Annotated in this window: 21 protein-coding genes and 1 pseudogene; 5 read left to right on the top strand and 17 right to left on the bottom strand. The window is 73.1% G+C overall.

Annotated elements, in window-relative coordinates:
- Positions 1-305 precede the first annotated feature (305 nt).
- Entirely contained in the window at positions 306-1,253 is a 948-nt protein-coding gene (locus OO60_RS48285) for a glycoside hydrolase family 19 protein (RefSeq protein ID WP_162186961.1), read from the top strand.
- Positions 1,254-1,264: 11 nt separating this feature from the next.
- Here the strand turns inward: OO60_RS48285 and OO60_RS45600 are convergent.
- The 6 genes and pseudogenes from OO60_RS45600 to OO60_RS37315 form a co-directional block, all read right to left on the bottom strand.
- Positions 1,265-1,939, bottom strand: a pseudogene (locus tag OO60_RS45600) (thioesterase II family protein); the annotation flags it as partial.
- 123 nt (positions 1,940-2,062) lie between these two features.
- Positions 2,063-2,902, bottom strand: coding sequence for a dioxygenase family protein (locus tag OO60_RS37335; RefSeq protein WP_003080188.1), 840 nt, complete (start codon positions 2,900-2,902; stop codon positions 2,063-2,065).
- A 78-nt stretch (positions 2,903-2,980) separates the two neighbouring features.
- A complete protein-coding gene (locus tag OO60_RS37330) occupies positions 2,981-3,805 on the bottom strand; it encodes a helix-turn-helix domain-containing protein (RefSeq protein WP_081911301.1) in 825 nt (274 codons plus the stop codon).
- 202 nt (positions 3,806-4,007) lie between these two features.
- Positions 4,008-5,159 carry a thioester domain-containing protein gene (locus OO60_RS37325; RefSeq protein ID WP_033263122.1) on the bottom strand — a complete coding sequence of 384 codons (1,152 nt, stop codon included), beginning with the start codon at positions 5,157-5,159 and terminating at the stop codon, positions 4,008-4,010.
- A 196-nt stretch (positions 5,160-5,355) separates the two neighbouring features.
- On the bottom strand, positions 5,356-6,168 hold the full coding sequence (locus tag OO60_RS37320) for a serine hydrolase (RefSeq protein ID WP_004559599.1): 813 nt from the start codon (positions 6,166-6,168) through the stop codon (positions 5,356-5,358).
- A gap of 82 nt (positions 6,169-6,250) precedes the next feature.
- Positions 6,251-7,792, bottom strand: a complete 1,542-nt coding sequence (locus OO60_RS37315; protein ID WP_033263121.1) for a cellulase family glycosylhydrolase — start codon at positions 7,790-7,792, stop codon at positions 6,251-6,253.
- 221 nt (positions 7,793-8,013) lie between these two features.
- On the opposite strand from OO60_RS37315, the gene OO60_RS37310 reads away from it, so the two are divergent.
- The gene (locus tag OO60_RS37310; RefSeq protein WP_051767885.1) at positions 8,014-9,081 is read left to right on the top strand and encodes a sensor histidine kinase; all 1,068 of its coding nucleotides are present in this window, start codon (positions 8,014-8,016) and stop codon (positions 9,079-9,081) included.
- Here the strand turns inward: OO60_RS37310 and OO60_RS37305 are convergent.
- Positions 9,053-11,692 carry an ATP-binding protein gene (locus tag OO60_RS37305; RefSeq protein WP_051767883.1) on the bottom strand — a complete coding sequence of 880 codons (2,640 nt, stop codon included), beginning with the start codon at positions 11,690-11,692 and terminating at the stop codon, positions 9,053-9,055. The genes OO60_RS37310 and OO60_RS37305 overlap by 29 nt on opposite strands.
- Before the next feature lie 144 nt (positions 11,693-11,836).
- Between OO60_RS37305 and OO60_RS37300 the strand changes: the two genes are divergently transcribed.
- On the top strand, positions 11,837-12,208 hold the full coding sequence (locus tag OO60_RS37300) for a cupin domain-containing protein (RefSeq protein WP_003102808.1): 372 nt from the start codon (positions 11,837-11,839) through the stop codon (positions 12,206-12,208).
- A gap of 27 nt (positions 12,209-12,235) precedes the next feature.
- Positions 12,236-12,865 (top strand): DUF998 domain-containing protein, encoded by a 630-nt coding sequence (locus OO60_RS37295; protein ID WP_003102805.1) that lies wholly within the window; start codon positions 12,236-12,238, stop codon positions 12,863-12,865.
- On the opposite strand, the gene OO60_RS37290 is transcribed toward OO60_RS37295, so the two are convergent.
- Positions 12,843-13,772: an NADP-dependent oxidoreductase gene (locus OO60_RS37290; RefSeq protein ID WP_003102802.1), complete on the bottom strand. Its 930-nt coding sequence runs from the start codon at positions 13,770-13,772 to the stop codon at positions 12,843-12,845. The genes OO60_RS37295 and OO60_RS37290 overlap by 23 nt on opposite strands.
- A gap of 130 nt (positions 13,773-13,902) precedes the next feature.
- Between OO60_RS37290 and OO60_RS37285 the strand changes: the two genes are divergently transcribed.
- On the top strand, positions 13,903-14,406 hold the full coding sequence (locus tag OO60_RS37285) for a MarR family winged helix-turn-helix transcriptional regulator (RefSeq protein ID WP_003102800.1): 504 nt from the start codon (positions 13,903-13,905) through the stop codon (positions 14,404-14,406).
- Positions 14,407-14,460: 54 nt separating this feature from the next.
- On the opposite strand, the gene OO60_RS37280 is transcribed toward OO60_RS37285, so the two are convergent.
- The 9 genes from OO60_RS37280 to OO60_RS47270 all read right to left on the bottom strand — a co-directional run bounded on the left by OO60_RS37280 (position 14,461) and on the right by OO60_RS47270 (position 20,243).
- On the bottom strand, positions 14,461-15,312 hold the full coding sequence (locus tag OO60_RS37280; protein ID WP_003102798.1) for an MmyB family transcriptional regulator: 852 nt from the start codon (positions 15,310-15,312) through the stop codon (positions 14,461-14,463).
- A gap of 14 nt (positions 15,313-15,326) precedes the next feature.
- The gene (locus OO60_RS45215; RefSeq protein ID WP_003102795.1) at positions 15,327-15,986 is read right to left on the bottom strand and encodes an OmpA family protein; all 660 of its coding nucleotides are present in this window, start codon (positions 15,984-15,986) and stop codon (positions 15,327-15,329) included.
- Positions 15,983-16,495 (bottom strand): RNA polymerase sigma factor, encoded by a 513-nt coding sequence (locus tag OO60_RS37270; RefSeq protein ID WP_003102792.1) that lies wholly within the window; start codon positions 16,493-16,495, stop codon positions 15,983-15,985. Before OO60_RS37270 ends, OO60_RS45215 begins: the two co-directional genes overlap by 4 nt.
- Before the next feature lie 67 nt (positions 16,496-16,562).
- Positions 16,563-16,727: a hypothetical protein gene (locus OO60_RS46735; protein WP_155848976.1), complete on the bottom strand. Its 165-nt coding sequence runs from the start codon at positions 16,725-16,727 to the stop codon at positions 16,563-16,565.
- Between the two features lie 62 nt (positions 16,728-16,789).
- Positions 16,790-17,212 (bottom strand): S26 family signal peptidase, encoded by a 423-nt coding sequence (locus OO60_RS37265; protein WP_033263119.1) that lies wholly within the window; start codon positions 17,210-17,212, stop codon positions 16,790-16,792.
- The gene (locus tag OO60_RS37260; protein ID WP_033263118.1) at positions 17,209-19,008 is read right to left on the bottom strand and encodes an ABC transporter ATP-binding protein; all 1,800 of its coding nucleotides are present in this window, start codon (positions 19,006-19,008) and stop codon (positions 17,209-17,211) included. The genes OO60_RS37265 and OO60_RS37260 overlap by 4 nt, the downstream gene beginning before the upstream one ends.
- A 2-nt stretch (positions 19,009-19,010) precedes the next feature.
- The gene (locus tag OO60_RS37255; protein ID WP_003102786.1) at positions 19,011-19,508 is read right to left on the bottom strand and encodes a TlpA disulfide reductase family protein; all 498 of its coding nucleotides are present in this window, start codon (positions 19,506-19,508) and stop codon (positions 19,011-19,013) included.
- A complete protein-coding gene (locus OO60_RS37250) occupies positions 19,508-20,014 on the bottom strand; it encodes a MauE/DoxX family redox-associated membrane protein (protein WP_003102779.1) in 507 nt (168 codons plus the stop codon). The genes OO60_RS37255 and OO60_RS37250 overlap by 1 nt, the downstream gene beginning before the upstream one ends.
- A gap of 61 nt (positions 20,015-20,075) precedes the next feature.
- Positions 20,076-20,243, bottom strand: a complete 168-nt coding sequence (locus OO60_RS47270; RefSeq protein ID WP_003102776.1) for a hypothetical protein — start codon at positions 20,241-20,243, stop codon at positions 20,076-20,078.
- Positions 20,244-20,245: the final 2 nt, after the last annotated feature.

The following is a 20,245-nucleotide window of genomic DNA, read 5'->3' as shown; positions in this document are numbered from 1 at the left end:
CAGCAAGCACCGGCCCCTCGACCACGCACCGGTCACCGCGGACCGCGCACTGCGGCAGATCGCGCGACCCGGACGACGTAAGCCGAGCTGCTGCCACCGCGACCCGGCCGGCAAACCCCCTCCAGCAGCCTCAGGGACGTTCGCGCAGAACCCTTGCCCGCTGCCCCCGGCTTTCTTGACTGGACTAGACCAATCTGCTCTAGTGACCGTTGTCACGTTCGTCTCGGCCGGATGAGCACCCCCCACCCCCGACGCGGGCGCCTCGCGCGCCCGGGTTCCGTCGTGGCCGAAGGAGTGAGCGAGTCTTGAGAAGACGTCTTGTCGCGGTCCTGTCCGCCGTCGCCGCCGTAGCCGGGCTCGTTTTCGGCGTGCCCGCCGCCACCGGGCACGCTCCGCAGGCGGCCGCCGCCGCGTGCAGTGCGCCGAACTGGGTCGCCGGCCAGTGGTACGACGTCGGCGCCGTCGTCCGCTACACCAACGGCGGCTACTACCGCGCCAAGAACGCCAACCCGGGCTACGACCCGGTCATCAGCACCTGGTACTGGGAGCCCTACAGCTGCGGCGGCACCGACCCCGGCACCTGCAGCTACCCGAACTGGGTGGCCGGCCAGTGGTACGACGTCGGCGCCATCGTGCGCTACACCAACGGCGGCTACTACCGCGCCAAGAACGCCAACCCGGGCTACGACCCCGTGATCAGCACCTGGTACTGGGAGCCCTACAGCTGCGGCGGCGGCACCGATCCCGGCAACCCCGGTGCGTTCGTGGTCAGCGAAGCGCAGTTCAACCAGATCTTCCCCGGCCGCAACTCCTTCTACAGCTACAGCGGCCTGACCGCGGCCCTCTCGGCCTACCCCGGCTTCGCCACCACCGGCAGCGACACGGTGAAGAAGCAGGAAGCCGCCGCGTTCCTCGCCAACGTCGACCACGAAACCGGCGGGCTCGTCTACATCGTCGAGCAGAACACCGCCAACTACCCGCACTACTGCGACTGGAACCAGCCCTACGGCTGCCCGGCCGGCCAGTCCGCCTACTACGGCCGCGGCCCGATCCAGCTGAGCTGGAACTTCAACTACAAGGCCGCCGGCGACGCGCTCGGCATCGACCTGCTCGGCAACCCGTGGCAGGTGGAGCAGAACTCGGCCGTCGCGTGGAAGACCGGGCTCTGGTACTGGAACACCCAGAGCGGCCCTGGCCGGGCGAGCCGGTCGCCGATCAGCCGGATGACCGCCCCGGCGTGGTCGTTGAGGTAGAAGTGGCCGCCCGGGTACGTCTTCAGCTCGAACTCCGCGGACGTGCGCTCGGCCCACGGGCCCGTCTCGGCTTCGGTGACCTTCGGGTCGCTGTCGCCGATCAGCGCCACGATCGGGCAGCCGACGTCCGGCCCGGGGCGGTAGCGGTACAGCTCGGCCGCCTTGTAGTCGCTGCGCAGCGCCGGCAGCACCAGGCCGCGGATGTCCTCGTCGTCGAGCACCGACGTGTCCGTGCCGCCGAGCCGCTTGACCTCGGCCAGCAGCGCGTCGTCGCCCTTCTCGTGGATCCGCTCGTCGCGGACCGTCGAAGGCGCGCGGCGGCCGGAGACGAACAGGGTGAGCAGGCGCGTTCCCCGCGCTTCGAGCCGCCGCGCGACCTCGAAGGCCAGGCTGGCGCCCATGCTGTGGCCGAAGAACGCCACCGGCCCGGTGGTCTCCGCGGCGAGCACGTCCGCCAGCCGGTCGGCGAGCACGAACAGGTCGTCGACCGGGGCTTCGGCGTGCCGGTCCTGGCGGCCCGGGTACTGCACGGCCAGCACCTCGACGGCGGGCGCCAGTGCCGCCGAAACCGGGTGGTAGTAGCTCGCCGATCCCCCGGCGTGCGGGAAACACACGAGCCGCACAGCGGCCGCCGGCGCCGGGTGGAAGCGCCGCACCCACTGCGAAGCGTCGAGGGAAATCGTCATGGCCCCCAATCTGGCAGGCCGCCGGGCCGTCGTCGACCCCTAACGTGCGCAGTCTGGGGGGCGGCAGGCCCCGGGATGCGGCCGGGGCCTGCCGGTTCTCCCTCCCTCCTCAGGCAGGACGCCTCACGCGGCCCGCCACAGCGCCGGAACGGCCGGAGGTTCCCATCCGGGCTGGGCGGTGTGCCCCTGCAGGCACACGTAGGCGACGCCGCCGTAGGTGACCCGGGCACCCGCCGCGTAGGTGGTACCCGCCGCCCAGGACGTGTCCCCGGGCGGCGTCGAGGTCGGCGCACCCGTCGTCGTCGACGTCGGTGGGTTCGACGTCGACGTCGGTGTCTGCGGCACGTCGAGCACGAAGTCGAAGGCGGCTTCCTTGGCGGAACCGTTGTCCCGCACGGTCATCAGCAGCCGCGCGTCGAAGATCGTGTCGGTGTTGTTGCGCGGCTCGTTCGGGAAGTAGAGCTGCGTGGTCAGGATCGGCCTGCCGGGTGCCTGGACCTTCACGTGGATGTGCCGCGTCCGGCCCGGGTAGAGCCCCGGCACGATCGTGGACAGCGTGAACGCGCCCTGGGCGTTGGTGTACTGGTGGCCGCGGAAGGTGTAGCCGGTGTTGTCGTACGCGCCGTTGACGTCGGCCTGCCAGAAGTCCAGCAGGGCCCGGTTGATCGGCAGGCACGCGCGCCCGAAGACGTAGCCGGTCACGGTCAGCCGGGTGCCCTGGGTGCCCGGCGTGACGAGGTTGGTCCGTTCGGGCGAGTTCGGCTTGAAGTACGGGCCCTCGGTCTGCTCGATCGTCGGCTCGTCGCCGTCGTGGCACGACGGGGTGAGCTCCGGTGCCGTGCCGCCGGCGGCGTTGGTGCGGGCGAGCGCCGGGCCGCCGATCAGCGCGACCGGCGCGGCGACGCCCGCGGCGAGCGCGGCTTTCAGCACCGTCTTGCGGCTGAGCTTGGTTTCTTCGTCCATGCCTGCTCCTCGTGGGGAGGTCGGGGATCCCCTCGAACGTAGGCAGCGCACCCGGTGCCCGACGATGGACTGGACCGGTCAGTCGTGGTGTTTGTCCCCGCCGCGCCGGAAGTCACCGGGGCTGAGCCCGGTCTCCCGGCGGAAGAACCGGCAGAAGTAGGCCGGATCGGCGAACCCGACGCGGCGGGCGACCTGCCGGACCGTGAGATCGGTGCGGAGCAGGAACCGCTGGGCCTCCCGGGTCCGGGCCTCGCGCAGCAGCTGCGCGGCCGTCCGGCCGGTCGCGGCCTTCACCGCTTCGGTGAGGCGCCCCGGGGTGACGCCGAGGCGTTCGGCGTGCTCGCTCACCGACCACGGGCCCGGGCCGGGACGCCCGGCGAGCCGGACGAACTCGGCCGCCACCGCGCCGGCGGGCGCCGGCGGCGGGCCCAGCAGCCGGCCCGCCCGCACGACCAGGACGTGCACCAGCGCCCGCAGCACCGACTCCGTGCCGTCGCCGCCGCGGCGGTACTCCTCTTCCAGCTCGGCGATCAGCCGCGTGACGCCGGCGTCGGCGTGCTCGTCCAGGCGCAGCCACGGCCCTTCGCCCAGCCGCCGCAGGAGCTCGCGGTCGGCCGGGTGGTCGAGGAGGAAGTCGTCGGTGAACAGCACGACGTGCCCGGTGAGGCCGCGCACGCCGGCCCACTGGTGCACCTGGCCGGGTGTGATGACGCCCAGGTGCGGCGGCCGCAGCGGCCAGCGCGCGGTGTCGACGACGTGCGCGCCCGTGCCGCCGGTGACGTGGACGAGCTCGTGGAAGGTGTGCCGGTGCGGGAACTCCGCGCGCGCCAGCGGGCCGAGCGCGTCGAACGTGCCGACGGCGAACGGCGGCGCGTGCGGGGCCGGCACCTCCAGGCGGTGCATCGGCAGTTCCCCCGCCCGGGGCGGCAGGCAGGGCGTACCGGGCGGAACGGTCGTACCGCGCATGGCGAAAAAGTCTAGACCAATTACCGCGCGCTTCGCCGCTTTTGCCCCGAAGATCGCAATCCGATCGTCGGGTGCGGAAAACGAAACCGGGGCCGGTCCACAGTGGACCGGCCCCGGTTTCGTCAGTGCTGGTTACCGCTTACGCGCGGCTGCGGCGCCGGTTCAGCAGCAGCATCAGCGCGCCGCCGCCGAGCAGCAGGCCGCCGATGGTGAACGGAACCGCGGCGTCGACACCGGTGTTGGCCAGCTCGCCGCCACCGGACGGGGCGCCACCGGGGGTGGTCGGCGCGGGGGTGCTCGGGACGGCACCGGCCTCGGTCCAGTTCGCGGTCGCCTTCGCGGCCACCTGGGTCTTCTCCGAGTCGGCGACGATCAGCGACTGCGCCGGCTGCTTCGCGTAGTTCTCCGAGACGAACAGGCGGCCGGTGTCCAGCTCGCCGGTGGCCTTCAGCGAGAACGAGCCGTTGCCCGGCTTGGTCGCGGCCGGGACGTCGACGAACAGCTTGCTGCCGTCCTTGACGTCGGCGGTCTTCAGCTCCTTGCCGTCGGCGTCGGTGACCTTGACGCCGTCGGGCAGCTCGGTGGTCAGCGACGTGATGTCACCGGAGGTGGCGACCTCGAACGGGCCGATCTTGCTGCCGGCCTTGCCGTCACCCTTCGGCGACGCGATGTTCAGCGTCGGCTTCGGCTGTGCGCCGAGACCCTTGTTCTGGTCGCCGGTCAGGTAGCTGTACAGCGCGGCCACGTCGGCGTTGGCCTCGGCCGGGTTGTTCTCGGCCAGCGGCTTCTGGAGGTTGAGGTTCACGCCGTCGCTGAAGTGCCACACCGCGGCCTGGGTCGCGGCGATCGCCTCGCGCTCGGAGATGCCGTCGTGGACCGTGACGCCCTGCTTGCCGAGGGCGTCCGCGATCGCGTCCAGCTTCACACCCGGGTAACCGTGGTGCAGCACCCAGTTGATCTTGTCGCTGTTCTTCTTGAACGGCGAGTTAGCGGCGGGGTAGGAGTTCCACGGCCGCTCGACCATGTCCACGTCGGTGCGCATGCCGACGGTGATCTGCACGCAGTAGAGCTTGAGCGACTTACCGTCCGACAGCTTGAAGTCGAACAGCTTGGCGATGTAGTCGCCGCCGCCGTCGAGGTTGATCCGGTAGCCGACGGTGCCCGAGTTCTCGCTGACCCGGCCGCGGGCGGCGCCGTCGTCCGCGAGCGCCGAGGGCGCGCCGACCATGACCGCGGCGGCCGCGGCGAGCACCGCGATCCCGCCACGCACGAGAGCTGACCTGACCTGCATAAATCTCCTATCCGAGCCCGAACCACACCGTTAGGGGCCGCGTGAGATCACCAACCCCGACCACGGCGGCCACTGATTCGGGTGAGTGATCACCCGGTCAAGCGAATCCGGAGCTTACACAGACCCCACAGGAGCTACGCAGGGTGCCCCTCCAAACACGGATTCGCCCGAATTCCCGCAGAACGGGGCATGGCTCTCAGCCGCCGAAATACCCTCCGAACAGGATTGCGGCGATCCGGGTGGTGGTCTCGCGGCCGGTCTCTTCGCCGTTCTCGACGACCTGGGTGTCGTTCATCAGAGCGAGGGTGTAGCGCTCCTGCGGACCCGCGAACCCGACCGAATTCATGATCCAGGAACCGTCGTCGTTGTCGTCGGACCAGCCGTTCTTGTTCCCCGGCGTCGCAGCAGGCCCGGCACCCCAGACGCCCCACCGCTGGTTGACGTCGACCGTGCGCAGCTCCCGGACGAGGTAGTCGCGGTGCCGCGCGGGCAGGCGCGTCAGGACGTAGCCCATCAGGCGGTCCAGGTCGTCCGCCGTGGTGCGGATCCAGCCCCAGTGGTGCGGGTGCCGGTCGCTGAACCGCATGCCGGTCAGCCCGTACGCCGGGAACCGCGCGGCGAACTCCGCCTCGCCGCCGTAGCGGGTCCACAGCGCGTGGGCGGCCGCGTCGTCGCTGGAGTGGAGCATCCGGTGCATCAGGTCGCGGTCCCCGGCGGTCAGCGATACCGCGCCCGAGTCCTGGCGCAGCAGCAGGTCGACCGCCATGGCCAGCTTCGGCGTCGAGCACGCCCAGATCAGCGTCCAGGCCGCGCGGCTGCGGTACACCGCGCCGGTCCACCGGTCCCGCAGCACGATCCCGGTCACGCCGGGGCGGCTGTCGGCGTAGGCCTGCGCCCGCGCGATCCGCGCCCGCAGCTCCGGTCCGAACGGGTCGCCGCCGGTCCCGGAGGCCGGCGGCGGCGCCAGCGCGAACGCCGCCAGCAGCGCGACGAGCACGAGCTTGCCCACGGCGGCTCCCGGTACGAGTGGCTGTTCCGGGACCCAGACTCGCACGGGTGCGGCGAGCCGGCACTCGCCGCACCCGGGCCGGTCACGGGTTGACGGTCAGCAGGTGGGCCCGGAAGCCCTCGCCGTACGTCTTCGTCGGCGTGCCCGCGTAGTCCTCGATCAGCACGTTGCCGCCGCTGCAGCCCCACGGGTTCCACGTCCACGCCGTGTACCCGAGGCTGTGTGCGTCCAGCCACGCCAGCACCTGGTCGACGTAGTCGTGCGCGCAGCTGTTCTGGCCGATTTCGCCGGCCTGCACCGGAACCTGCGCGGCGACCGTCCCGATCTGACTGTCCCAGCAGGACACCGTGACGCACGCGTTGAAGTTGTACGAGTGCCAGGACGCCACGACGTTGCCCGCCGGGTCGTTCGGGCGGTAGGCCAGCCATTGGGTCAGGTCGTTGGTCCAGGTCAGGCCCGCGGTCATGAGCACGTTCGTGGCGCCGGTGGCGCGGACGGCGTCGACCAGCTCCTGCATCCCCGCGACGGGGTAGCCGATGCCGGTGCAGGTTCCGCCGTCACGCAGGCACTTCCACGCGGCGGCCGCGTCGGACCAGTTGGCGGCCGCGTCCGGGTACGGCTCGTTGAACAAGTCGAACACCACGGCGTCGTCGCCCTTGAACGCGGTGGCCACCTGGGTCCAGAACGTGGGCGTGTACTGCCGGTCGGGCATCGGCTTCTGGCAGGTCGCGTTGACGTCGGTGCAGGCCGAGGAGTTGCCGGTGTACTGGCCGTGCGTCCAGTGCAGGTCGAGGATCGGGTTGATCCCGTTGGCCGCCAGCAGTTTCGCGTAGTCCTTGACGGCCTGCTGGTAGGTGGCGCCGCTGGGCGAACCGGACAGGCCGAGCCAGCAGTCCTCGTTCAGCGGGATCCGCACCGCGTGGATGTTCCACGCCTTCATCGCGTCGACCGAGGCCTGGTCGACCGGGCCGCTGTCCCACATCCCCTTGCCCTGCACGCAGGCGAACTCGCCACTGGACCGGTTGACCCCCAGCAGCCGGTAGTTCTTCCCGGCCGCGGTCAGCAGCTTGTTGCCCGAGACGTGCAGCGCGGGCGCCGGCCCGGGCGGCGGCGGTGTCGTGGTCGTGGTCGGCGTGGTGGTCGTCGGTTTCGTGATGGGGGTGGTCGCCGTGGTCGGCGGGGTCCCGGTGCACGCGGCGCCGTTGACGGCGAAGTCCACCGGCGTGGTGTTGGTGCCGCTGTAGGAGAAGTTGGCGCCGGTGCTGACCGAGCCACCGGCCGGGATGGCTCCGTTCCAGCTCGCGTTGGCCACGGTGACCCGCTTGCCGGACTGCGTCCACGTGCCCGACCAGCCCTGCTGCAGGGTCTGGTTCCCGGCGTAGGAGTAGGTCAGCGTCCAGCCGTCGACCGCCGAAGACCCGACGTTGCCGATCCCGACGGTGACGCTGAACCCGCTTCCCCAGTCGTTGGCCGAATAGGTGACCTTGCAGGCGAACGCCGCGGCGGCCGCGCTCGGGTCATTCGCCGCCGACACGGCCGTCGTCGACGTGACGACGCACGCGGCCGCGGCCGCGAGACCCGCGACCGCAAGCGCGGCAGGACGTTTTCCGGCTCTTCCCCACATCGGCACTCCCTTGTGCACACTGGCGGCGGACGAACTCTGGGAGCGTTCCCAGACGCTCGTGCACACCGTCGCTGCCCGGCGCCGGGTTGTCAATCACCAACGGCCGATTCGGGCGAACAGCGTCCGGCGCGTTCGGCCGACGACCGCAACCGGCTGCCCCGGCCGGCGGCACGACCTCGTTGCATACGCCCGCGATAACCCGCCCGACCTACGCTCCGGCCATGCGCAGCGCCCGGCTCAGGCTCACCCTCAGCTACGCCGGGTTCCTCCTCCTCGCGGGCGCCGTCCTGCTCGCCGTGGTGTGGGCGTACCTGCTGCGGTACGTGCCCGACAACGACCAGGGCCTGCTCGGGATCTCCCCCAACCGGTTCCTGCTCATCCGCGAGTTCGCCCCCGCCGCGGCGGCCGCGCTGGGCTTCCTCCTGGTGTTCGGTCTGCTGGGCGGCTGGCTGCTGGCCGGCCGGATGCTGGCGCCCCTGACCCGGATCACGGAGGCGGCCCGGCTGGCCGCCGGTGGCTCGCTGGCGCACCGGATCCGGCTCGGCGGCCGCCCGGCGAACGAGTTCCGCGAACTCGCCGACGTCTTCGACGCGATGCTCGAACGGCTCGAATCCCGGGTCGCCGAACAGCAGCGGTTCGCCGCGAACGCGTCCCACGAACTGCGCACCCCGCTCGCCATTTCGCAGGCCCTGCTCGACGTCGCCCGCAAGGATCCGGAATTCGACCGCGGCGAACTCGTCGAACGCCTGCACGCGGTCACCGCGCGCGCGATCGACCTCACCGAGGCGCTCCTGCTGCTCAGCCGCAGCGACGGCCGCGCCTTCACCCGCGAGCCCGTCGACCTCTCGCTGGTCGCCGAGGAAGCCGCGGAAACGCTGCTGCCGCTGGCCGAACAGCGCGGGATCACGCTCGACGTCACCGGCGAGCCGGCCCGGGCGTCCGGTTCGCCGGCGCTGATCCTGCGGATGGTGACGAACCTCGTCCAGAACGCGATCGTCCACAACCTGCCGGGCGGCGGCACCATCACCGTCCACACCGAACCGCGGCGCTACGCGAGCGTGCTGCGGATCGAAAACACCGGCCTGCCGCTCGCGCCGGACCTGGTCCCCACCCTCGTCGAGCCCTTCCAGCGCGGCTCGGAACGCACCCGCGCCGGCGAGCACACCGGCGTCGGGCTCGGGCTGGCGATCGTGCACAGCATCGTCCGGGCCCACGACGGGATGCTGGAGCTCACGCCCCGCGCGGCCGGCGGGCTCGTCGTCACGATCCGGCTGCCCGCGCCGCGGTAGCCGTCACCTCGGCTTCGAAAGCGGCACCGAGTTCGGCGAACCGGTCCGCGGCCTCCTTCAGGAGCCCGGCGTCGCCCTGGCGGCCGCGGGCACGGGTCAGGACCGCCGCCGTCCAGCGGTTGTGCGCGGCGTGCTGCCCGGCCCGCCGGAGGTGGTTTTCGGCGTCGGCGCTGTCGAGCACCACCGCCAGTTCGGCGGCCAGGCCGACGGCGTACCCGTCGAACCGGCCCGGGGCGAACCCGGCGCCGACCTCCGCGAGCAGCTCCACCGAACCGGTGCCGGTGTGCAGGGCGACCCGGGCCCGGACGAACGCGTCCAGCGGGGCCAGGTTCGCGGACCCGGCCGGTGTCGCCACGCCGGCGACGCCGGCCGCGCGCGCCCGCCACCGGGTCATCGCCGGTTCGTCGCCGGACAGACCGGCCGCCAGCGCGGCCGCCAGCAGCGGCACGCCGAGGGTCGCGTTGCGCGGCAGCCCGGTTACCGCCGTGGCGCCCCACATTTCGTCGGCGAGCGCGAGCGCGTCGGCGAAGCGGCCGGTCAGCGCCAGGGTGGTGACCAGGCCGCTGCGGCCCCAGTACGGATGCCCGGCCAGCGCCGGATCGCCGGCGGCGCGCCGGCTCACCGACAGCGCGTCGGACAGCTCTCCGGTCGCGACGGCGTAGGTGATCGCGGACCGGAACGCGTCCAGCACCTCCAGCGCCGCGTGCGGGTCGGTGCGATCCGCCTTCGTGACGAGGCCGACGCGCTCCTGGGTCGTGCGGTGGGCCAGGTCCGGGCGGCCGGCGAGGGCTTCCGCGGTGCACCGGGCGTCCAGCGCGGCGCTCAGCAGCAACGGATCGCCGTCCGCCGCCGCCACGGCCTGCCCGGCCGCCTCGGCGGTGACCGTCTGCGGGCCCGGGCCGGAATGCCAGGCCCGGGCGACGGCGACGGGCGCCGAGTCCCCGGCCAGCCGGGTGGCCTCCGCGAGCATCCGGTCCAGTTCGGCCGACGGCACCGGGTCGGTGGTGAACCCGGCGCCGCGGAACCGTTCGGCCAGGACGACCGCGGTGGCCAGGCACACCGCCCGGGTGGCGGGGTCGTCCGCCGCGCGGTCGGCCGCGACGAGCAGCAGGTCGTAGTGGTCGCGGGCGTGGCTGAGCAGGTGCACGCAGCTGCCCGCGCGGGCCAGCTCCGCGGCGGTGGCCGCGGGGGTCGCCGCCCGGTCCGCGGCCGTGCGCCAGTGGGCCGCCGCTTCGGCGAGGAAGCCGCGCGCGTAGGCCAGCCGGGCCAGATCCGCGGTCAGCGCGTACTCCTCCGCCGTGCCGTCCGCGACGCAGGCGCGCAGGTCGTCGGCGATCCGGTCGAACTCGTCGCGCCAGTCGCCGCCGAGGCGTCCGGTCAGCTCCCGCGCACGGCGGGCGGCCCACTGCCGGTACCGGACGGCGACCTCGGCCGAGTGCTCGGGCTGCTCGCGGGCGAACCGGGCGACGCCATCGGGGAGCGTCCAGGAAACCGGCTCCCGGTGCACGGTGACCAGCGACTTGTCGACCAGCCGCCCGAGCACGTCGGACACCGCGCCGACGGAGAGCTCGGGCGACAGCGCCGCGGCGCCCTCGAGGTCGAAACCGTGGCGGAACCGGGAAACCCGGGCCAGTACCGTGCGTTCTTCGGCGCTCAGCAGCCGGTGGCTCCACTCGATGACCGAACGCAGCGACCGGTGCCGCGGTTCGCCGCGCCCGGTCGCCAGCACGCGCAACGGGTCGTCGGCCAGCCCGGCCCGCAGCCCGTCCAGGCCCAGCGACGCGACCCGCGCGGCGGCGAGTTCGATGTTCAGCGGCGAGCCGTTCAGCTCGCGGCACAGCTCGGCCACCTGCGCGGGATCGGCGTCGAACGCCGGATCGACCGCCTTCGCCCGCTCGGTGAACAGGGTCACCGCTTCGCCGTCGGCGGGCAGCGGCCCGAGCTGCAGCACGGTCTCCCCCGGCACGCCGAGCCGTTCGCGGCTGGTCGTCAGCACGCTCAGCTGCGGGTTCGCGCCGGTCAGCGCGGTGATGACGTCGGCGACGTCGTCCGCGACGTGCTCGCAGTTGTCGAGCACGAGCAGCGCCCGGCCGGTCAGCTGCCCGGCGACGGCGTCGGGCAGCGGCTGCTGCGGCCGCGGCAGGACACCGAGCCCGGCGGCGACCGACTCGAGCACCGAACCCGGCCGGGCCGGCACCAGGTTGACGAAGGTCGCGCCGCCGGGGAACCGTCCGGCGGCGGCCTCGGTCGCGGCCAGCGCCAGCCGGGTCTTCCCGGCCCCACCGGGGCCGAGGACGGTCGTGACGCGGCTTTCGGCCACCAGCCGCACGACGGCGTCCCGTTCGGCCGCCCGCCCGACGAAGCCGGTGGGCGGCTGCGGCGCGCCGACGACCAGCCCGGCCGGCTCGCTCGCCGTCGCGAGTCCCGGCGCCCGCGCGGCCAGTTCCCGGCGGTCGCGGGCGCCGAGCTTGCGCAGCAGGGCGGAAACGTGGCTTTCGACGGTCCGCACCGAGACGTAGAGCCGGCCGGCGATCTCGGCGTTGGTCAGGTGCTCGGCCACGGCCAGCAGGACCTCGCGCTCGCGCGGCGAGAGCGTCGGCGCGGTCGGCATGGCACCGAGTATGCCGGATCGTGCCTGGTCGCCGGGTCCGTACCGGGATCTCCGTGGTGGGTTCCGTGGTCACCACGGATGTCCGGGGACCGCCGTCGCCGAAAGATGACAGCCAGACCGAAACACCCGGAAAGGGGAACTCCCATGGTGGTCATCGCGAAGGAAGACGACCTGCGCATCGGCACCGGCCGCACGGCCCGGTTCGAAGGCGAGGCCTACGGCTCCGGCGTCTCGTTCTTCCACGTGTACAACACCGAAGGCCAGGGCCCGGGCGCCCACGTGCACCCGTACTCGGAAACCTGGGTGGTACTGGCCGGCGAGGCCCTCGTCCGCACGTCCGACGGCGAGGTGACGGCGAACCAGGGCGACGTCGTGGTGGTCGGCGCGGGCACGGCGCACGCGTTCCGCGCGGTCGGGCCCGAGCCGCTGCGGATGATGTGCATCCACGCGTCACCGCGCATCGAGCAGGACTTCCTCGACGACGCCGAAGCCGCCCAGGCCGGCGTCACCTTCTGAACCCCTTCTCCCGAAAGGAACTCCGGCATGACCACGACCATCACCCGCCCCGCCCCGACGGCGTCCGCGCGCCTGACCTGCCTGGCCGTCGCGGCCCCGCTGTGGGCCACCGTCTCGCTGGCCCAGGCGGCGACCCGCGACGGCTTCGACCTGACCCGCCACCCGCTCAGCGCCCTCAGCACCGGCTCCCTGGGCTGGCTGCAGATCGCCAACTTCGTCGTCGCGGGCGTGCTCATCCTGATCGGCGCGGGCAGCTTCCGCTTCGGCGGCGGGGCGCTGCCGAAGCTCCTGACCGGCTACGGCGCCGGGATGATCGCGGCGGGACTCTTCCCGCCGGATCCCGGGAACGGCTTCCCCGCCGGCACTCCCGACGCGGTGCCGGCGGCGGTGTCGTGGCACGCGATCGGCCACATGGCGGCCGGCAGCATCTCGTTCACCGCGCTCATCGCCGCCTGCTACGTCCTCGGCCGCCGGTTCGCCCGTGCGGGCGACCGCCGGGCCGCGGGGCTTTCGGTCGTCGCGGGCACGGCGCTGCTGGCTGGTGACCTGTGGGCGATGACGGGCGGGCCGGCGGGTTCGCTGACGCTCGCCGCCGGCGCTATCGCGGCGATGCTGTGGGTGTCCGCCGCCTGCGTCAGGACGCCGGGACGACGATGACCTTGCCGTGCACCGCGGGGCGGGCGTGCAGCGCGGCCAGCTCGGGCAGCGGCACCCGCTCGGCGACGTCGACGTGCAGCTCGCCGCGGTCGACCTGCGCCACCAGCTTCGCCAGCTGCCCGGCGTCGCTGCGGACGAACAGGTCGATGCCGCGGACGTTGCGCGCTTCGTCGCCGGGCGCGGGCATCCACACCGTCGTGTTGACCAAGACGCCGCCGGGGCGCACCAGGGTGACCAGCGCGGCCAGTTCCTCCGGAGCGACCGGCGCGAGGTTGAGCACGACGTCGACCGGCTCGGTGACCGCGGTGGTGACCCCGGTGCTGGTGTGGTCGACGACCTCGTCGGCGCCGGCCGCCTTGACCGCGTCGCCGCTGCGGGGGCTGGCGGTGGCGATCACGTGCGCACCGGCGTGGTGCGCCAGCTGGACCGCGTAGCCGCCGACCGCGCCGCCGGCGCCGTTGACCAGCACGCGCTGCCCGGCCTGCAGACCGGCGTGGTCGAACAGGGCCTGGTACGCGGTCAGGCCGACCAGCGGCAACGCAGCCGCGTCGGGCAGCGGAACGCTCTCGGGCGCCGGCGTCAGGGCTTCGGCCGGGGCGATGACGTACTCCGCGGCGGCGCCGGGCTTGTCCATCGGCAGGAAGCCGATCACCTCGTCGCCGACCGCGAGGCCGGCCCCCTCGCCGACCGCGTCGACCGTGCCGGCGACGTCGATGCCGGGCGTGTGCGGCAGCTCGACCGGGATGGGACCGCGCATGAACCCGCCGCGGATGTTGCCGTCGACGGAGTTGAACGACGTCGCGGCGACGCGGAGCCGGACCTGCCCGGCGCCCGGGACCGGCTGCTCGACGTCTTCGTAGCGCAGGACGCCGGGTTCGCCGTACTCGTGGAAACGCACTGCCTTCATCGGACTCTCTCTTCCGCTCTTGCTTCGAATTCGAAGCACCTGCCGATGACAGTACGACTACTTCGAATTCGAAGCAAGTGAGGTCGCTCACCTTGACAACCCTTCGAATTCGAAGCAGTAGACTGCGGTGATGGCTGACTCACCACCGTCGCTCGACCCCGTGCAGCTCGGCGCCTACTTCGCCCTGATCGAGGTGGCCAGCCTGCTGCGGCACGCGGTCGAGCAGCAGTTGCGCGAAGCGGGCGACCTCAGCTACGTGCAGTTCCAGCTGCTGGCCCGGCTCGGGGACGCGCCGTCGGGCAGTCACCGGATGACCGACCTGGCCGACGGCGTCGTCTACAGCCGCAGCGGCCTGACCTACCAGGCGGGGCTGCTCGAAAAGGCGGGACTGGTGGTCCGCGGCCCGTCGGCGGACGACGAGCGGAGCGTCACGGTCACCATCACCGACGCCGGGCGCGCGCTGCTCGGCCGGGTCCTGCCCGGGCACGTCGAGGTGGTCAGCAGCCTGCTGCTGGACCCGCTCTCGCGAGACCAGGTCGAGGCGCTCGCCGGCCTGCTGACACCGGTGCGCGACCACATGCGCGCGACACCGCCCCGCTCGGCCGCGCCGCGCCGCCGCAAGGACGGGGCCTGACCTCCTCTCGCCCTCGGCCGCCTCGGGGACCCATGATCACGGCCCCCGGCGCGATCAGCCTGGGCCGGCTTGGCCCACCCTGACGACACCCGGCTCCCCGGCGGCGCGCACGACCTCCCCGAGCCGCGCGGCGTCGGCCGGTGCCGCGGTGAGGACGACCGCCATCAGGTCATCCCCGGGCACGTGCAGGAGGTTGCCGTCGAGCGTGAGGTCGGTGCCGTCGGGGTGCCGGAACACGGCCTGGTTCTCGTAGCTGCCAACGGTTTCCGGCGTGCGCCACAGGCTGTCGAACGACCGGCTCCGGGTCCGCAGGTCGTCGACGAGCTCGGCGAGGGACGGGTCGGAGGGGTAGCGCAGGGCGGTGTCCCGCAGGCGCGCGGCGAGCATGGCCCGGAACCCGGCCGCGCGGTCGTCGGTCCGGCTGATCCCGCCGAGGGCGTTGCAGAAGGTGCGCCACGCGACGTTCCAGTCCCGTGCGTGCCGGGCAGGCGCCCCGGCTTGCAGCGACAGCCAGGCTGTGTTGACGGCGACGACGTTCCACGCGGCATCGGTCAGGAAGGCGGGGGTGTCACCGAACCGCTCCAGCAGCCGCAGGGCACCCGCCCCGGCATCGCGGGGAACGTGCCCGTCGGCGGGGGCGTACCCGGCCAGGGCGCAGAGCCGTTCGTACTCGGCCCGCCCGACGTCCAGGGCACGCGCGAGGGCGTCGACAACGCTTGGGGAGGGCTGACGGCGTCCCTGCTCGAGGCGTCTGAGGTAGTCGGCGGAGACACCGGCCCGCTCGGCGAGCTCCTCCCGCCGGAGGCCGCGGACCCGCCGGTTCCGGCCGGGCGCGAGACCGAGAGCGGCGGGGTCGGTGTTCTCGCGCAACCAGCGCACGGCCGTTCCGAGATCGTGCAGAGCCACGAGGTCAGTGTGCCTCAGTCAGGAGCCACGACGTCGACCTCGACCCGGCGGCTCCGGGCGTCGTCTCCGGGCGGGGATTCGTCGAACCCGGCACCTCGCACGGTCAGGCGGTCTTCCGCGATGCCGAGGCTGGTCAGGAGATCGGCCACCGCCTGCGCGCGCCGGACGCTGAACGCGCGGGCGGACTCGGCGTCCCCGATGCGGGCGGTGTGCCCGACCACGACGATCCGGTCGGTGGGGTGGATCGCGCTGATCGACCGGGTGACGAAGTCTCTTGCCTCCGGGGTGAGTTCGGCGCTGTCCGGCCGGAACAGAACCGGGAAGCTGAACTTCGCCGGCCCCGGAGTTCCGGCACAGGGACACCCGTGGGACCCGGGGTGGAGGGCGCTCGGCGGCGGTGCGGCGGCCGGCCCGTCACGCTGCGGGCTCTGCACCGGTGAGACGATCAAGGCCACCACGGCCGCGCCCGACGCGACCAACGTCGCTCCGATTCGCACGCCGATTCCCCACCACCCGGGCTGCGCCCCGCCCGGTTTTGCCGAGAGGTCCTGGAGCACCCGTGAGCGCGGCGGGACGTGCACCGGAACCGGGCGGCTTTCGACGGCACGGGAGATGTCGGCGATGAAGAGGCGGTGCTGCTCCCGCACCATCTTGTCGAACTCGTCGTCGTTCACCGGTTTCCCTCCCATCGTCCGTCGTCGACGAATTTGCTCTGCAACAGCTCGCGAGCCTGCTTCAGGCGTTTCTGGACCACTCTGACCGAGGCTCCCGTGTACTCCGCGATTTCCTTCGTCTCGAGGTCGTCCAAGAGCAGGGCGAACACGATCTTGAGCGGCTCGGGAAGCTCGTTCACCCGCGATACCAACGTGCTGTGCCGTTCGACCACGAACGCGATCTCCGGCGCTTCGGCGGCGGGCTGGTCGTAGGCGTCCGGCCAGGGCACCTCGTTCCGGGTCTTCCGCAACAGCCGGCCGGCGTGGTGTTCCGCGGCCTTGCGGGCCCACAGGTGCGGTTTCCCGATCTTGTGCCAGTTCCGGTGCACGTCCACCATCGCGCTCTGCGTCGCGTCGTCCGCGATGTGCTTCGGGAAACCGAGGTACAGCAGGTGTGCGATGACTCGCGGCGCATGCGAGCGGTAGAAGTCCTCGTAACTCGCACGCGCGGAGGATTGCTTGCCCGTCATGGATCTCCGGAGAGTGGCCGAGAGCACTGCTGGGTCGTGGCATGAGTCGGCGGAGGCGGTCACCGTGTCACACCCGACGGCGGTTGCCGAAGACCGCGAGGGCCACCGCCAAGGCGGCGACCGCGAGGGTGACCGCCGTCGAGCCGGTGACGACGTAGATCGACCCGGCGCCGACGAAGATGCGGTCGACCGGCGACGACCCGTCCGGCTGTCCCTTGTTCGCTCGCGTCATGCCACTCAGGGGCGGCCGGGCGCGCCTCCGCGAACGGTCCGCGCCACGTTCACTCGAACGGCCTACGCCCGGAAGACGTGCCGCACCACCACGCCGACCAGCTGTTCCCGCGGCACGAACCCGTAGTGCCGTGAGTCCCAGCTGGTCGCCCGGTTGTCGCCCAGCACCACCGTGCAGCCCGGCGGGACCACTGCCCCAGCCAGGCCGTGGACGTCCGGCTCCGCCCAGCCGTCGGGAATCCGGTCGCCCGCCACCGCCACCACGCGTTTGAGCAGCAGCTGGTCGCCCACTGGGGCGCCGCTCGGCAGGGGCGGGAACCGCAGCAGGGCCACCTGGCCGCGGCGGGGACGGCGGGTGCGGCGGACCAGGACGCGGTCGCCGGACCGCAGCGCCGGTGCCATGCTCGGACCGTCCACTGTGGTCAGGATCAGCACGCGGCGGGCGGCGAACACGGCCAGCAGCACCGCGAGGACCAGCGCTCTCACGGCACGGCCTGGTAACCGTCGGCCTGCAGGCGGAACAGGCGGGCGTAACCGCGGCCGTCGGCGAGCAGGCTCTCGTGCGTGCCCAGCTCGGTGATCCGGCCGTCCTCGAGGACGGCGATGCGGTCGGCGTCGCGCACCGCACTCAGCCGGTGCGAGATGAGCAGGCTCGTGCGGCCCTGCCGGTGCTCGCGGATGCTCGCGTGCACCTCGTGTTCGGCTTCCGGGTCGAGGCCGGAGCTCGGTTCGTCGAGGATCATCAGGTCGCGCCCCTCCCGGACCAGGGACCGGGCCAGCGCCAGGCGCTGCCACTGCCCGCCGGACAGCACCACCCCCGCCGACGTGCCGATCTCGAAGATCCGGGTGAGCGGCGTGTCGTACCCGCGGGGCAGGGCGGCGATCCGGTCGTGCGCGCCCGCGCGGGTCGCGGCGCCGACCAGGCGCGCGCGGTCGTCCCACGCCGACAGGTCGCCGAGCGCGATGTTTTCGGCCGCGGTCATGTCGTAGTTCATGTGGTCCTGGAACACGGCGCTGATCCGGTCGCGCAGCAACGCGTGCGGCACGTCCCGCAGGTCCACGCCGTCCCAGAGGATCTGCCCCCGCGTCGGGTCGTACAGGCGGCACAACAGCTTCACGAGCGTGCTCTTGCCCGCGCCGTTGAGCCCGACCAGGGCGACCGCCGAGCCGTGCGGGATGGTCAGGTCCACCCCGCGCAGCACCCACGGGTGTTCGTCGCTGTACCGGAACCAGACGTCCCGCAGCTCGATCCCCTGCCGCAACGCGGGAACCGGCAACCTCCCGCTGGGCAGGTCGGAGGCGGCCCGGACCACGGCGACGTAGTGCGCGAACGACAGCAGCCGCGCTTGGCCTCCTGCGATCGACGACGCCAGCGTGCCCAGCGCGGCCTGCACCCCGGCGACGGCGGCGACGAACATCGACACGTCACCGGCGCTCAACGACCCGCCGCGCGCCGACGTGATCGCCCACCAGAGCCCCGCGCCGGCGACCGCCGCGCTCAGCACGGTCAGCCCGCCCATGGTCCACAGTTCGCGCTCGTCCATGCGGCGCTGGGCTTCGTTGGCGCTGCGGCGCTCGTCCATCATCCGGGCGCGCAGGAACGCCCCGACGCCGAACAGCCGGATCTCGGTCGCGGCGGGGATGCCGGTGAGCAGCTGGCTGTAGAAGAACTCGCGCCGGGTGAACCGTTCGATGCGCCACTCCACCGCGGCGCGGCGCCGGGCCAGCAGCAGTTCGGCGAGCAGCGCGGGCACGGCAGCGGCCAGCACCACCCCGGTCATCGCCGGGCTCAGCAGGAGCAGCGAGCCGAGGAACCCGGCCAGGGAAAGCGTTCCGCTGAGGGTGCCGCCGACGCCGTCGACGATCTCCGGCATCCGGCCGCAGCTCTCCTGGGCCAGCCGCAACCGGTCCTGGTACGCGGGGTTCTCGAAGGTGCGGAGCCCGACCTGACGGCCCAGCGCGGCGAACAGCCCGTCGGTGGCGACCGTGCTCGCCGCACGGCCGATCTGCGCGCGGACGTAGTGCACCACCACGGGCAGCGCGGCGACGGCGAGCCCGGCGGCCACCAGCGCCGCGGCGAGGCCGCCGACCGCGCCGGTGCGGCCGGTCAGGCGGTCGAGGACGAGCTTGGTCAGCCAGGCGGTGGCGATCGGGGCGGCGGCCGCGGCCGCCGTCATGAGCAGCAGCGCCGTCAGCCGCGCCGGGCCGGATCGCCACAGCAGCACGGCGGCGGCCGCCGCCGCGGCGCGCACCCGGCCCGCGCCGATCCGCGGTTCCGCCACGGTTACCGCCCGGCGGGGACGGGCAGTTCGTGCACCCGGCCCGCGGTCGCGACCACCCGCCCGCCGTCCACCACGTACAGCGCGGGCGTCCAGGTGTTGCGGAACGCGGCGGCGACCGGCCCGCCGTCGAGGTCGGCCGGCACGACTCGGGCGACCTCGGCGAGCGCGCGCACGGTGTCCGGGTCGTCGCCGCCGAAGACGGCGAAGACGCGGTCGCGGCCCTGTTCGCGGGCGTAGGCGAGGAAGTCCGGCAGGGTGTCGTGGCAGGCGGGGCAGTCGGCGGAGAAGAACGCGACCGTGCCGTCCAGTGCGGCGGCGGTGAGCGGCTCGCCGTCGGTCGTGGTGGCGGCGAAGTCGCCGATGGCCGAACCCGGACGCAGCGCGAACGGCGACGCCGTGGCGGTCCGGGCGCGCATCCGGCGCAGGATCCCGACGGTGAGGAGCAGGTTCAGCAGGCACAGCAGGCCGAGCAGCACCAGGGCGGCGACGACGAAGGGCATCAGGAACTCCTTGCGAACACGACGGCGATGTCATCCATCGCGATGACGAGCACGGCCACGACCACCCCCGCGCCGAACGCGACGACGGCCCCGGCGAGGGGCGGCAGGGGCCCCGGCGCGAGGGCGCCGAGGAGGGTGAGGGCGAGCAGCACGCTGTTGCGGACCAGGTGACGCGGCCCGACCGGCGTCTCGGACACGCCGAAGCAGCGGCACGGGGCAGGCCGCCCGCGTCGCAGCGAAGCGGCGATGGCGACGGTGAAGGCGAGCAGCAACGCCGACGCGAGGAGGAAGCCGGCCGTCGCCGTGGCCGGCACGGCGACGAGGACCGCACTGCCCGCTTCGGCGGCCACGACGACCACCGAAACCGGCGTCACCCAGCCCGCGGGCATCGGCACCAGCACGGGCACCGACCGCGCGAACCCGCGGAAGTCCCGCAGCTTCGAGACCGACGAGGCGGCGAACACCACGGCGATCAGGGCCACGCCGGCGGCCCGGAGATACTCCATGGCACTCCCTCCACACCGGGCGGTGTCCGCGGGGAAGGCGGCGGACACCACCCGGCCGGCTTCAGCAGCTGCTGCGGACCTTGGACCACTCGCAGCCGGTCTGCGGGCAGCAGAACCGGTACCAGTAGCCGGGGTGGCCCTGCGCGTTGCAGAAGTAGCCGCCGCTGCAGGCGGAAGCCTCGGCGGTGGGCACGATCCGGTTGAGCACGCGGTCGATCAGGCGCCCCATGG

Source organism: Amycolatopsis vancoresmycina (assembly GCF_000716785.1).
Classification (GTDB): Bacteria; Actinomycetota; Actinomycetes; order Mycobacteriales; family Pseudonocardiaceae; genus Amycolatopsis; species Amycolatopsis vancoresmycina.
Note: the sequence above shows the minus strand (reverse complement) of the source record. Positions and strands in the feature narration are given on the sequence as shown.